This is a genomic window from Streptomyces showdoensis (genome assembly GCF_039535475.1).
Lineage (GTDB): Bacteria > Actinomycetota > Actinomycetes > Streptomycetales > Streptomycetaceae > Streptomyces > Streptomyces showdoensis.
Genome location: NZ_BAAAXG010000013.1, coordinates 14,380 through 26,365, shown reverse-complemented (window position 1 = coordinate 26,365; position 11,986 = coordinate 14,380). Strand labels below are relative to the sequence as shown.

The window sequence follows — 11,986 nt, the reverse complement described above, 5'->3', positions numbered from 1 at the left end:
TTTGCTGAAAACGGCTGATCAAGGGATATCGCGGGAATGATCCGCATCGTCGCCGCCCAGCCGCCCAGCCGCCCAGCCGCCCAGCCGCCCAGCCGCCCAGCCGCCCAGCGGCCCACCGGCCCGCGGGCATACGGCGACGGCGCACCAGCGGAAGGGCTGGTGCGCCGTCGGTGTCGGGTCCGGTCCTCGCCGGACCGCGGGGATGTCAGCCCAGCAGGACCGGCAGGTCGTACAGGTCGTTCTGGGTGACGACCGGCTTGTTCCGCAGCTCCTCGCGCGGGACGGCGAGCCGCAGCCCGGGGAACCGGGCGTACAGGGCGGGCAGGGCCACCGACGCCTCCAGGCGGGACAGCGCGGCGCCCGGGCAGACGTGCGGGCCGTGGCCGAAGGAGATGTGACGGTTCGGCGTGCGGGTCACGTCGAAGGAGCCGGCCGTCGGACCGTGCTGCTCCTCGTCCCGGCCGATCGCCCCGAAGGACACGATCAGGGCCTCGCCCTTGGGCAGGATCCGGTCGCCCACCTCGATGTCCTCGGTGGCGAAACGGATCAGTACGTGCGAGGTGGGCGTCGACCAGCGCAGGGTCTCCTCGATGACGTTCGCCCACGGCACCTCGCCGGCGAGGACCAGGGCCCGCTGCTCGGGGTGGGTCTCCAGGGCGACGACCGCGTTCACGATCAGGCTGATCGTCGTCTCGTGCCCGGCCGCCACCATCAGCTGGAGGGTGTTGGTGATCTCCTCCGTGGTGAGCCGGTCACCGCCCTCCGAGGCCTCGATCAGCGCGCTGGTCAGGTCGTCCCCGGGCTTCTCCGTCTTGCCCGCCACGATCCCGGCGAAGAGCGTGCCCAGGTCCGCCATCATCTGCGGCACCTCCTCGGGCGGGGTCTGCGTCGAGAAGAACTTCTCGAACAGGGCCTTCATCCGCGGGTGGTCGACCGGGTCGACGCCCATGAGGTCGCTGACCACGTTCATCGGCAGCGGGTACGCGAACTCCGCCTTCAGGTCGACGACCTCGCCGGCCGGACGCTCCGCCAGCCGGTCCAGCATGTCCGCGGTCAGGGCCTCGATGTTCTCGCGAAGACGCTCCACCCGACGCGCCGTCAGCGCCTGGGCGACGAGCGTGCGCAGCCGGCGGTGCTCGTCGCCGTCGACCGTCAGCATCGAACGGCCGGGGTTGGCGAGACCGATCAGCGGCCAGTCCATGGGTATCTCGCCGCGCTGCCAGGCGCCCCAGACGCCGATGTCCTTGACCAGCCGGGCGTCGGTGAGCAGCCGCCGGGCCTCGGCGTGGTGGGTGACGGCCCAGCAGGGCACACCGCCGGGCAGGACGACGCGGGCCAGCGGGCCCGCGGCGCGCAGCCGGGCGCTCTCGCCGTCGAGGTCGGCGACGAACGGGTCCAGGACGAGGGCGTCGGCGGCGGACGCGGCGGCGTGCGGGCAGGTCATCCGAGGGCTCCAATGGCGGGGGTCGGGGTGTAGGTCACGGGCAGCGCGGTGAGGCCGCGCAGCCAGGGCGAGGGGCGGCGGGCGAGCGCGGACCCGGCGACCGCGAGGTCGACGTCCGGCAGCCGGTCGAGCAGGACCTCGATCCCCGTCCGGGCGATGGTCTCGGCGACCTCCTGGGCGGGGAAGGGGCAGCGGTGCTCGCCGTGGCCGAAGGACAGGTAGGCGTTGTTGCCGCCGGTGAGCCGTCCGGCGTCGGCCCGTACGTGGGGGTCGGAGTTGGCGGCGGCCAGGCCCAGGAGCAGCAGATCGCCGCTGCCGATCCGGCGCCCGCCGAGGTGGGTGTCGCGCGAGGCCCAGCGGCCGGCGACGTTCTGGGTGGGGGTGTCCTCCCACAGCACCTCGTTCATCGCCTCGCCGACGCTGTGCCGGCCGCCGGACAGCGAGGCGGCGAACCGGTCGTCGGTGAGCATCAGCCGCAGCGAGTTGCCGATCCAGTCGGCGGTGGGCTGGTGGCCGGCGGCCATCATCACCATGAGGTCCTGGGCGATCTCCTCGACGGTGAAGCCGGCGGTGTTGGCGAGCATCCGGGAGGCCACGTCGTCGCCCGGCGTCTCCGCCTTCGCGGCGAGCAGGGCGAACATGGACTCCGCCAGGTGGCGCTGGCCCTCCAGGGCCCCCTCCTGGCCGTTGATCATGTCGTTCATGGCGGTGACGAGCGCCGGGCCCTGCTCGTCGGCGAAGCCGTAGACGCTGGCGAGGACGCGGACCGGCAGCAGCATCGCGTATTCGGCGATGATGTCGCAGGAGCCCTTGCCGCACAGGGCGTCGATGAGTTCGTCGGCGAACCGCTCGGCCCGCTCCTTCAGGAGGAAGGGGTCGATCCCCTCCAGGGCCGCGGAGATGACGCCCGCGCGCTCGCGGTGGCGCTCGCCGACCGTGTAGAGGATGGACGGCTGCTTGCGGCCGATCATGGGCAGCAGCGGCCAGTCGGCCGGGATGGCGTCCCACTGGTTCCACAGGTCGGAGTCGCGGGAGAACAGCGCCGGGTCGCTGGTGACCTGGTGGAGCTCGCGGTAGCCGAGGACGAGCCAGGCGGGTATGCCGCCGTCCAGGACGACGGGGGCGACCGCACCGTGCTCGCGCCGGATCTGCCGGTAGAGCTCGTTGGGGTCGGTCTGGAAGCGCGGCCCGCTCAGGGGTACGGGCGGGTGCTCGGAGAGGGTCACGGGGCGGGCTCCGGGATCGGCTGCGGGACCGGCCGCACGGCCGGGGCGACGACGGTCCGCAGGTGTTCGACGAGCGAGATGAGGACCTGCTTGCTGGACTCGCGCGACCTGGCGTCGCAGAAGACCAGCGGCACCTCGTCGGCGAGGTCGAGGGCCTCGCGGATCTGGGCGGGGGTGTGGGCGGGGCCGCCGAAGTCGTTGCAGGCGACGACGAACGGCGTCCCGTGGTGTTCCAGGCGGTCGATGGCGTACCAGGAGTCGGCGAGCCGGCGGGTGTCGACGAGCACCACCGCGCCGAGCGTCCCGGAGAACAGCCGGTCCCACAGGAACCAGAAGCGCTCCTGGCCGGGCGCCCCGAACAGGTACAGGACGTTGTGGGTGTCGAGCGAGATCCGGCCGAAGTCGAAGGCCACCGTGGTGGCCGACTTGGCGGCGACGCCGGCGGTGTCGTCGACGCCCTCGCCCGCCTGGGTCATCGTCTCCTCGGTGTTCAGCGGACGGATCTCGCTGACCGAGCGGACCAGGGTGGTCTTGCCGACTCCGAAACCGCCGACGACGACGATCTTCAGTCCGTTGTCGGCGGTGCTGTGCAGGGTCTGGCGCTGTTCAGAGGTTACGGAGTCCAACGAGCACCTGCTCCAGGATGTCGTGATCGGGAAGGCGGTACGACGCGCGGGGATGCCGGGCGCTGATCCGGCCGGTGTCGTGCAGGTCGGCCAGGAGGATCCGCGTGATCGACACCGGCAGACCGAGCCCGGCCGCGACCTCCACGACGGCCGTGGGGAACCGGCACATGCGCAGGATCGCGGCGTGCTCCGACTGCATGCCGGGGACCGGGTCGCTCTCGGAGACCACGAGGGTCACCAGGTCGAAGGCGTCGGACCCGGCGCGGCTGCGCCCGCCCGTGAGGGTGTAGAGCCGGTCGGGGGATTCGTCCCGGCCCGGCCTGCCGCGGCTCATCCCCGGGGCCTCGCGACCAGGTGCTCGCCCAACTGTTCCACCAGCTCGGACATGTTGTGGCCGACGAGGCCGGCGTCGGCGTCCTCGTCGGCGACGACCGCGAGGTGGGCGCCCTCGCCGGCCTCCACGATGAACAGGATGCCGCCGTAGAACTCGGCGATCGCGGAGCGGACCCCGCCCGTGCCGTCGCCGAACTCCACGGAGGCACCGTGCGACAGGCTCTGGATTCCGGCGGCGATCGCGGCGAGCTGGTCGGCCTGGTCGACGGAGAGCTCCGGGGTGCGGCAGAGCTTGAGGCCGTCACGGGAGAGCACCAGGGCGTGCCGGGTGCCCGGGGTGCGTTCCAGCAGGCCCTCGAGGAGCCAGCTGAGCTTCTCGTCGGTGGTGGAGCCGGTCATTACGAGGTGCCTTCCGGGTACGGGGGGTTCGAGGACGGCGAGGGCGTCCGCGGGGCGGACGTCGGGCCGGCCGGATCGGACGGTAGGGAGGGGGACGCGCCGGCAAGGCCGTCGGGGGCGGCGGCCGTCGGGGAGCCGGCGCGGGCGGGGTCGACCGGGGCGGTGGCGGCCGCCGCGGGCGAGGTCCCGGGCGACGCAGGGCCCTGCTCGGGCTGGGCGTCCGGGTCGGCGTCGGGCTGGGCGTCGGGCTGGGCGGTGGTGGCGCGGACGGCGCGGCGGAAGGTGCCGAACCGGTTCGCCGCACCGGCCGCGGCGCCGCTGCGCGGGCCTTCGGCGGGCGCCTTCCCGGCGGCCTCCGGCCCCTGGGGGTGGGCGGCGGCCATGGCCCGGCCGCGCCGCCGCTGCGGCAGACCGCTCTCGCCGAACCGGGGGTGCTCACCGGTGCTTTCGGACGCCGATTCGGCCGCGCTGTCGTGTACGGTCTCGGGCTCGGCCACCGCGGCGGGCGACGCGGCGACGGAGACCGGGGCCCCGGCGGGGGACGGCGAGGCGGGGGAGGAGAGGCCGCGGCCCGACACGGGCGGCAGGGGGTCGACGGGCGGGGCCGCAGGTTCCGCGGGGGCGTGGCTGATGAGTTCCTGGGGGAGCATCAGCAGGGCGCCGGTGCCGCCTCGCGCGGAGGGGCGGAAGGACACGGTGAGGCCGTGCTTGCGGGCCAGCCGGCCGACGACCGCGAGGCCGAGCCGGGTGCCGGAGAGGCCGGCCAGGTCCTGCGGGGCGGAGCCGACGGCGGCCTCCGCGCGGCGCTGCTGCACGTCGCTCATCACGAGGCCGCTGTCCTCGACGGCGATGATGACGCCGGCGGGGACCTCCTCGACGTAGACGTGCACTTCGGCGGTGGGCGGCGAGAAGTTCGCCGCGTTGTCCATGAGTTCGGCCAGGGCGTGCATGACGCCCTCGGCGGCGTGTCCGGCGACGGCGGCCTCGCAGCTGGAGTGCAGCCGTACCCGCTGGTAGCCGCTGATCCGTCCCATGGCGCCGCGGAGGATCGACTCCATGACGATGGGGCGGGCCCAGCGCCGGCCCGACCGCGCGCCGCTCAGCACGGCGATGGAGTCGGCGAGCCGTCCCGCCTGCGCGGTGCGGTGGTCGAGGTGGAGGAGGTCGGTCAGGACGTCCTCGTCGGCGTGCCGGTTCTCCATCTCGCGGAGGTCGGCGAGCATGCTGGTGGCGAGCGCCTGCATGCGGCCGGCGGCGTTGGCCGCCGCGGCCATGGCGGCGGACCTGCCGGACTCGGCGCGGCGGATCCGGGCCTCGAACCGCTCGGTCTCGGCGGCCCGTTCCCCGCTCAGCCGGGCGACGCCGGACGCGTGGGACCGGGTGAGTTCCTCGAGCCGCGCCGCGTGGGCGGCCCGTTCGGCGGCGAGCTCCGCCTGCTGACGTTCCTTGAGCACGGCGGTCTCGCGCTCGGCGGATGCCGTGAACCGGGCGAGGTACGCGTCCTTGGAGGCGAGCTCGGCGGCGAGGCCCTCGGCCCGCCGGCTCAGCGCGCGCGAGCTCCGCCCGTACCAGGTCACGGCGAAGGCCGCGGCCGACAGGAGCAGGACACCGCAGGCGGCGAACCAGCCGAGCGGGACACGGACCTCGCCCGGTGCCGCGGCGACGGCCGCCGCGGAGAGCGCACCGCCCGCGGCGGCGGTCAGCAGCGAGGCGGTCAGGGCAGGGCGGAAGGGGGTGGGTGACGCCGACATCAACCAGACTCTCGGGAGCGGGCACACGGGGAAGGGAGTCGTAATGTCGGCACTATAGATGCGTTGTTGATCAGTTCGGAACTCTCGTGATCGGATTGGCATTCATTGAGGGGAATATTCTTCCGCCGGCGCGTCCCGTCGGGTCCGAACGTGCTCGCCCCGGCAAGTCCGTTCCGGTGAGGGCTTCCTGAATTCCCGTCGCCCCGAGCCGCCCGGCTACTGGCCCTTCTCCGCGCCCGGTTGCTCCGGCGGCAGGCCGCCCGGGGCCGGGTGCGTCGAGGCGATGCCCCGCATTACCGCTGGTCAGAGCAGGTCGTGTATGATTCTGAACGTTCCGCGCGATTAGCTCAGCGGGAGAGCGCTTCCCTGACACGGAAGAGGTCACTGGTTCAATCCCAGTATCGCGCACCGCACGGGAAAGCCCCCGCCCGCAGCTCGCGGACGGGGGCTTCGCCGTGGGTCCAGGCGGGCCCACGGCCCCGGAACGCCCGTGCCCGGGGCGGTGCGCGGAGCTTCCGCGGGACGACCCTCAGTACCAGCCGGAGCAGTAGGTCTCGCCGCCGGCGTACAGGTAGATGCAGGCCCGCACCTGCTTGTACGTCGGGTTGTAGTACATGCCCGACCAGCCGGACATCGTGTTGGTGCCCGACATCGTGTACCAGCCGGACTCGCCCACTTCGTGTCGCCCGAGCCCGCCCTCGTAGCCACCGCCCCCGCGGTTCTGACGGTCGACGTAGACGTAGGCACCGCCGGCGCCGGTGGGATACGTGCCGCGCGCCCACGCGTACTGGTCGCCGTCGGTCTTCCCCACCCGCAGCTCGATCGCGCCACGCGGGTGCGGCGCTCCGCCCGGGGCCGTGGTCGGACCCCACTGCCAGGTCTGGATGTTCGGATTGTGGCCGTCACAGCCGAAGGTCGCGCACGCCGTGACCGTGGCGGACGCCTGCCCCGTGAAGGCCACGGAGACGCCCAGCATGAAGAGAAGGGCCGCCACCACCGAGGTGAGGCGTCGGGCACGGCCGTGCTTCCGCGGTATCCGCGTGCGCGTGGGGGAGTGGGTCGTCATGCCGTTCAATGAGTGCTCCCTGTCGTGTGCTGTCCGAGCCGGCCGTCCCTCGCCGGCCAGGAAGGCCCTGGCCCGGTCCGGCTCCTCCTGACCCGTCGAGAGTGGAAGAGGCGGGCCTTGTCCTGAGCGGTGTTCCGCCGAGGGGGCAGGTCAGCGAGGTGCGCCGGGTGGACAACGGAGGTTGTCCACGGACATCCGCCGGCCCGAACCGGAGCGGCCCGCGGACGGCGTGGCCGACAGGCCGCCCGCGGCCGCGACCGCGCGGCCCCGTCTTCCGGATCAGGCCGGGTCCCGGTCCCCGCCGGAGCGGACCAGGAAGACCTCGTCGGCGAAGCACCAGGCCCAGTCCTCGTCCGCGGCGAGAGAGAGCGCGACGGGATGGCCGCTGCGCAGATGATGGGCGTACGCGTGCGCGCCCGCGGAGCTGTCGCAGCACCCGACGTGTCCGCAGGTCACGCACGAGCGCAGCCGCACCCAGCTCCACCCGCGCGCGGAACAGTCCGCGCAGTCCGCCGGCCCGGCCGGCCGGGGCGTCCCGGGCTCCGGGAGGAGCCCGAGGTGGGCGCAGGAGCGCCCGTGTGGCCGGCCGCCGTCGGGTGCCACCTCCCACACCGTGCCACTCACCGGTTCCCTCCTCACCCGCGTCGCGCCCGGCCTCCGCGCCGGGCGGAGAACCCCGTACGCCCGTGCTTCGGTGCGCGGGGGGCCGGTGGATGCGTTGACCGCGACTCCCGCAAGGCCCCGCGACTCCCGCAAGGCCCCGCGACTCCCGCGGGGCGCCGGGCGGAACCGCGTCAGCCGACGATGGCGACCGGCGCGTCCCAGGCGTTGCGGTCGACGGTGATGGTGTGACCGCCGCGCGTCTCCTTGCTGTTGGCCTTGTACTGATGGCCACGGCTGTGGTCGGTGTACAGCTTCGGGTCCCAGGGCCAGTCCTTGGTGGTGGTCTCCTGGCCGTTCCAGAGGGCGTACCAGAGATTGCCCGGCAGGTCCGTGCGGTCCTTGGCGGTGGCGATCGCCTTGGCGCTGGAGCTGCTGAAGCCGTAGAGGCCGGCTCGGTAGGTCTTGGCCCGCAGGGTCTTGGTGAAGGACCGCACGTAGGTCAGGGTCGCGTCGTTGCACGCCTTGTCGGCGATGTCGTACGCCTCCATGTTGAGGTAGACCGGGCTGCCGGCCTTCAGGCCCAGCGCCGATGCCTTCGCGACGGCGTCATTGGCGTTGGCCGCCCCGACCGAGGCCGCGGTGGCGGCCGTGAACCTCTCCTTGTTCCCGCTCTTCTGGCAGGGCGGCTGGGCTCCCACGTACAGCGGGATCACCCGCCAGCCCAGCGTGTCGACGGACTTCACCCACGCCTTCGTCAGATTGGGCTGGGCGCAGCCACGGTTCTTGCCGCCCACGTAGACCGCGACGCCGCCGTAGTAGGCGTCCTTCTTCCACGCCTTCATCGCCGCGAGCGAGGGCGCCGTGCACGCGTCGAACGCGCGGCCCGTATAGGTCTTCTGCGCCGGCCACGCAGGCGCCGCCATCGACGTCTGCGCCGCGACCCCGGCGGCGGCCACCACGGCCACGCCCGTCGTCGCCAGCGCTATGTAGCGGCCTCTCTTGGACAGCCGGTGCTTCGCCATTCCCCACCCCATACGGATTGTCGCCCCGTCTCTCCGGGGCCGGACCACCCTATCCGGAGCCCATGGACTGTCCCGGCCGGCTAGGCCGTCGTCGCCGTCAGCTGCGCCTGGAGGCCGTCGAGGATCGTGCCGAGGCCGAACTCGAAGGCACGGTCGGGGCCGCGCTGCACTCCGCCGCGGCACTCCCGGCGAGGCGTTCGCGCAGGCGGGGGAAGTCCATGGCGACCTCGGTGGCCGCCGCCATGGTGTCCGCCAGCACCTTCTCCGGGTCGCGGCTCCTGCTCAGGCGCCGCACCAGCTCGTCCTCGGTCGTGATGTGCCGGTAGACCGCGGTCGCGGCGGTGCCCAGGCGCGCGCCGAGGCGGCGCATCGAAGGCCGTGTCAGCAGGCGCCCGGTCTCGCCATGGCGTGGATCTCCAGGGGCCCCACTCTCGTGCGGTCCGGATCGGTGAAGCCGAAGCGGCGGTAGAAGGGCACGTTCGCGGGATCCGCCGTGGTCAGGAAGAAGCCGGACGGGGCGGGTGTGGTCGCGAGGAGGTGGTGCAGGAGGAAGGAGCCGGCGCCGCGGCCCGCGAAGTCGGGTCGTACACCGATGAACTCCAGGGTCCAGGCGCCGGGCGGGGTCGCGGACTCGGCGTGGTCGAGGTACCGCAGGGTGCGCCGGAGAGCGCGGGGGCCGCAGCGGAGGAGCGTGCGGGCCGCCCAGGACGCGCGGGCCGGCGCGCTGGGGCCGGTGTGCGGCGGGGTGAGGACCGCCGCGGCGACGGAGCGGCCGTCCGGGGTCGTGAGGGTGTGGCGGAGGGCGCCGGGGAGGGTGGCGTGGGTGCGCAGCGTGGTCTCGAACCAGGCGGTGCGGGAGCGCTGCGAGTCGCCGCAGATCCAGGAGGCGGCGGGCTCGTGGGAGAAGGCGGCGGCGAGGGTGCAGGCGCAGGTGGTCGGGTCCGGCGGCGAGACGACGCGCCAGGGCGGTGGTGTGCTTTCAGGCACGGTGCCTCCTCTGCAGGGGGGCCTCGGGGACGAGGTGGCAGACGAGGAGCTTGAGGAAGAAGAGCGGGGCGAACCAGGCGAGGGGGGAGGGGACTTCGAGCCAGAACAGGTTCACCAGGGTGGCGGCCGTGAAGACGGCCATCGAGACGGGGCGCTTGAGAGGGAGGGGGGTGAACTCCACGACGGCGGCGCCGGCGAGGAGGAGCGCGCCGTTGGCGAGCGTCCAGCGCCAGTCGCCCGAGAGGACGACCAGGCCCATGGCGAGGAGGTGGAGCAGGTGCGCGGAGACGAAGAGGAGGCGGGCGCGCCTGGCGCCCGGGGCCGGGCGGTGGTACCAGCGCTTGGCGGCGTTGGTCGCGTTGGTGAGGACTCCGCCGATGAGGTCCAGTCCGATCAGGGCCACCACCGCGTACCGCGCCGTCGACCAGCCGTGCCAGATCCCCGAGGTCCACACTCCGGCGGCCAGGAGGGAGCCGCACACGATGAGCCCCGCGGTCTCCACCGCCGACTCGGACCGCGATTTCCCGGGGCCCATGAACCGCTCCAGGCGGCCGGCGAGTCCGGGCGGGGTGTCGGGGACGTCCCAGACGATCTCGACGTCAGCGCGCATCGGATTTCCTCTCTTCCGAGAAGGACCCGGCCGCACTCCACAAGCCCCGCAGCAGGCTCCACAGCTGCGCGCCCTCGTTGCCGACCGCCGGTTCCGAGGGCTTCGTCGAGGCCTGCATGCGCGTGAGGGCCCAGGTGTCGGCGGCCCTGACGACCGCCGCGGTCACCGCCACCAGGAGTCCGTGGTCCACGTCGGTGCGGATCACCCCCAGCTGCCGGCCGTTCGAGACCAGCGCGTCGAACCACGCCGGCCACGGGGCGTCGCCGTCGCGGGTGTGCCCGATCGCCGCGTCGGCCAGGGCCAGGTCGTCCGGATGGCCGTACAGATGGGCGGCGAGCGCGCCGGCGCCCGCTTCGAGGCGGGCCCAGAACTCCGCCTCGTCCGCGACGGGGACCCACGGGCCGAGAGCGCCGAGCAGCCGGTCGAGCACGCCGTCGAGAACGGCGGAGAGCAGGTCCTCCCGGCCGTCGAAGTAGTGGTAGGCCGCGGTCTTCGAGAAGCCCGCGGCCTCGATGATCTTGTTGTAGGAGGCGCCTTCCGTGCCGTGGTCGGCGAAGTGGCGGCGCGCGGTGGCCAGGATCAGCTCCTGACGTTCGGCGGGGAGGCGGTCGAACCGGGGAAGGGGCATGTATCGATAGTACGTACTGGTGGGGTGTACCGCTAGTACACCCTGGGGGTGAATCAGCGGGGCGGCACCCGGCACGGTGGTCGCGCGCACCCCGCGCCCCGGAACGGTCGTGTCCCGCCCCGTACACGCCTGGCCCCGTCCCGCACCCGGGTGCGCAGCAGGCGTCCCAGCTCTCGGCCGGGGGCTGGGACGCCTGCCGGGAATCGGAGCGCCGTCAACGGGGTTGGTGGGGGGACGAGCCGATCATCGGAGGGGTCATGCGAGCGATTCAGGTGTACGAAGTGGGGGGTCCCGAGGTGCTGCGGGAGGTCGAGGTCGACCTGCCGCGGCCGGGTCCGGGCGAGGCGGTCGTGGAGGTCGCCGCATCCGGGGTCAACTTCCTCGACGTCTACCACCGCGAGGGCCGGTACAGCGTCCCGCTGCCCTTCACCCCGGGCTCCGAGGGCGCCGGCACGGTCGTCGAAGTGGGGCCCGGCGTCGCCGACGTCGCGGTCGGGGACCGGGTCGGCTGGGTGGAGATTCCCGGCACGTATGCCGAGCGGGCCGTCGTGGACTCCTCCCGGCTGGTGCCGCTGCCCGACGACATCGACTTCGAGACGGCCGCCGCCGTGCTCCTCCAAGGGATGACCGCGCACTATCTCGTCAAGGACGCCTACCCGGTTCAGGCGGGCGACACGGTGCTCGTGCACGCGGCCGCCGGCGGCATGGGGCTGCTCTTGACCCAGCTCATCACCCATCTCGGCGGCAGGGTGATCGGCACGACGTCCACCACGGCCAAGGCCGAGCCGGCGAAGCGTGCCGGGGCCGCCGAGGTGATCCTCTCCTCCGCGGTCGACGACCTCGCGGCCGAGGTGAGGCGGCTCAACGGCGGTCAGGGACTGCCGGTCGTCTTCGACGGCGTCGGCGCGCACACCTTCGACGCGAGCCTCGCCAGCCTGCGAAGCCGCGGCCATCTCGTGCTCTTCGGCGCGGCGAGTGGTGCCGTGCCGCCGTTCGACCCGATTCGGCTCGCCCACGGCGGATCGCTGACCCTGATCCGGCCCAGCCTCGGGGACTTCATCGCCGATCGCTCCGAACTGCTCCGACGGGCCGCCGATGTGTTCGAGTGGGTGCGCTCCAAGGCGCTTGAGGTCACCGTGACGGGCCGCTACGCCTTGTCCGAGGCCGCCCGGGCCCACAGCGACCTGGAGGCCCGGCGCACCACCGGCAAGCTGCTCGTCGTACCCGACGCGGCCGCTGTGGGACGCCGCGAGGAGGCGCAGAGCTGATCGCGGGTGACGAGGTCGGGGAT

The 11,986-nt window shown here is 73.3% G+C and carries 14 protein-coding genes and 1 tRNA gene; 2 read left to right on the top strand and 13 right to left on the bottom strand.

All coding sequences use genetic code 11. From position 1 onward, the window contains the following. Positions 1 to 205: 205 nt before the first annotated feature. Genes ABD981_RS09190 through ABD981_RS09165 form a run of 6 tightly spaced genes read right to left on the bottom strand, consistent with a single transcriptional unit; the run spans position 206 to position 5,779 of the window. Positions 206 to 1,444: a cytochrome P450 family protein gene (locus ABD981_RS09190; RefSeq protein ID WP_046907557.1), complete on the bottom strand. Its 1,239-nt coding sequence runs from the start codon at positions 1,442 to 1,444 to the stop codon at positions 206 to 208. After that, positions 1,441 to 2,670, bottom strand: coding sequence for a cytochrome P450 (locus tag ABD981_RS09185; protein WP_046907556.1), 1,230 nt, complete (start codon positions 2,668 to 2,670; stop codon positions 1,441 to 1,443). Before ABD981_RS09185 ends, ABD981_RS09190 begins: the two co-directional genes overlap by 4 nt. Beyond that, entirely contained in the window at positions 2,667 to 3,296 is a 630-nt protein-coding gene (locus tag ABD981_RS09180; protein WP_046907555.1) for a GTP-binding protein, read from the bottom strand. Before ABD981_RS09180 ends, ABD981_RS09185 begins: the two co-directional genes overlap by 4 nt. Further along, positions 3,277 to 3,630, bottom strand: a complete 354-nt coding sequence (locus ABD981_RS09175) for a DUF742 domain-containing protein (protein WP_046907617.1) — start codon at positions 3,628 to 3,630, stop codon at positions 3,277 to 3,279. Before ABD981_RS09175 ends, ABD981_RS09180 begins: the two co-directional genes overlap by 20 nt. Further along, the gene (locus ABD981_RS09170; RefSeq protein ID WP_017236514.1) at positions 3,627 to 4,028 is read right to left on the bottom strand and encodes a roadblock/LC7 domain-containing protein; all 402 of its coding nucleotides are present in this window, start codon (positions 4,026 to 4,028) and stop codon (positions 3,627 to 3,629) included. The genes ABD981_RS09175 and ABD981_RS09170 overlap by 4 nt, the downstream gene beginning before the upstream one ends. Beyond that, a complete protein-coding gene (locus tag ABD981_RS09165) occupies positions 4,028 to 5,779 on the bottom strand; it encodes an ATP-binding protein (protein ID WP_123954421.1) in 1,752 nt (583 codons plus the stop codon). Before ABD981_RS09165 ends, ABD981_RS09170 begins: the two co-directional genes overlap by 1 nt. Positions 5,780 to 6,115: 336 nt before the next feature. On the opposite strand from ABD981_RS09165, the gene ABD981_RS09160 reads away from it, so the two are divergent. Then, positions 6,116 to 6,187, top strand: a tRNA-Val gene (locus tag ABD981_RS09160). A gap of 121 nt (positions 6,188 to 6,308) precedes the next feature. On the opposite strand, the gene ABD981_RS09155 is transcribed toward ABD981_RS09160, so the two are convergent. The 7 genes from ABD981_RS09155 to ABD981_RS09125 all read right to left on the bottom strand — a co-directional run bounded on the left by ABD981_RS09155 (position 6,309) and on the right by ABD981_RS09125 (position 10,695). Further along, complete coding sequence (locus ABD981_RS09155) at positions 6,309 to 6,845, bottom strand: hypothetical protein (RefSeq protein ID WP_046907554.1); 537 nt, start codon at positions 6,843 to 6,845, stop codon at positions 6,309 to 6,311. Positions 6,846 to 7,124: 279 nt separating this feature from the next. Then, positions 7,125 to 7,469 carry a UBP-type zinc finger domain-containing protein gene (locus tag ABD981_RS09150; RefSeq protein ID WP_240495187.1) on the bottom strand — a complete coding sequence of 115 codons (345 nt, stop codon included), beginning with the start codon at positions 7,467 to 7,469 and terminating at the stop codon, positions 7,125 to 7,127. Between the two features lie 170 nt (positions 7,470 to 7,639). Further along, the gene (locus ABD981_RS09145; protein ID WP_046907553.1) at positions 7,640 to 8,470 is read right to left on the bottom strand and encodes a glycoside hydrolase domain-containing protein; all 831 of its coding nucleotides are present in this window, start codon (positions 8,468 to 8,470) and stop codon (positions 7,640 to 7,642) included. A 97-nt stretch (positions 8,471 to 8,567) separates the two neighbouring features. Next, a complete protein-coding gene (locus tag ABD981_RS09140) occupies positions 8,568 to 8,840 on the bottom strand; it encodes a hypothetical protein (protein ID WP_046907552.1) in 273 nt (90 codons plus the stop codon). An 11-nt stretch (positions 8,841 to 8,851) separates the two neighbouring features. Further along, positions 8,852 to 9,457, bottom strand: coding sequence for a GNAT family N-acetyltransferase (locus ABD981_RS09135; RefSeq protein ID WP_046907551.1), 606 nt, complete (start codon positions 9,455 to 9,457; stop codon positions 8,852 to 8,854). After that, positions 9,450 to 10,067 (bottom strand): hypothetical protein, encoded by a 618-nt coding sequence (locus tag ABD981_RS09130; protein WP_046907550.1) that lies wholly within the window; start codon positions 10,065 to 10,067, stop codon positions 9,450 to 9,452. Before ABD981_RS09130 ends, ABD981_RS09135 begins: the two co-directional genes overlap by 8 nt. Next, positions 10,057 to 10,695, bottom strand: a complete 639-nt coding sequence (locus tag ABD981_RS09125) for a TetR/AcrR family transcriptional regulator (protein WP_046907549.1) — start codon at positions 10,693 to 10,695, stop codon at positions 10,057 to 10,059. The genes ABD981_RS09130 and ABD981_RS09125 overlap by 11 nt, the downstream gene beginning before the upstream one ends. Positions 10,696 to 10,952: 257 nt before the next feature. Here ABD981_RS09125 and ABD981_RS09120 point away from each other — a divergent pair, with 257 nt between their 5' ends. After that, positions 10,953 to 11,963 (top strand): quinone oxidoreductase family protein, encoded by a 1,011-nt coding sequence (locus tag ABD981_RS09120; RefSeq protein ID WP_046907548.1) that lies wholly within the window; start codon positions 10,953 to 10,955, stop codon positions 11,961 to 11,963. Positions 11,964 to 11,986 lie beyond the last annotated feature (23 nt).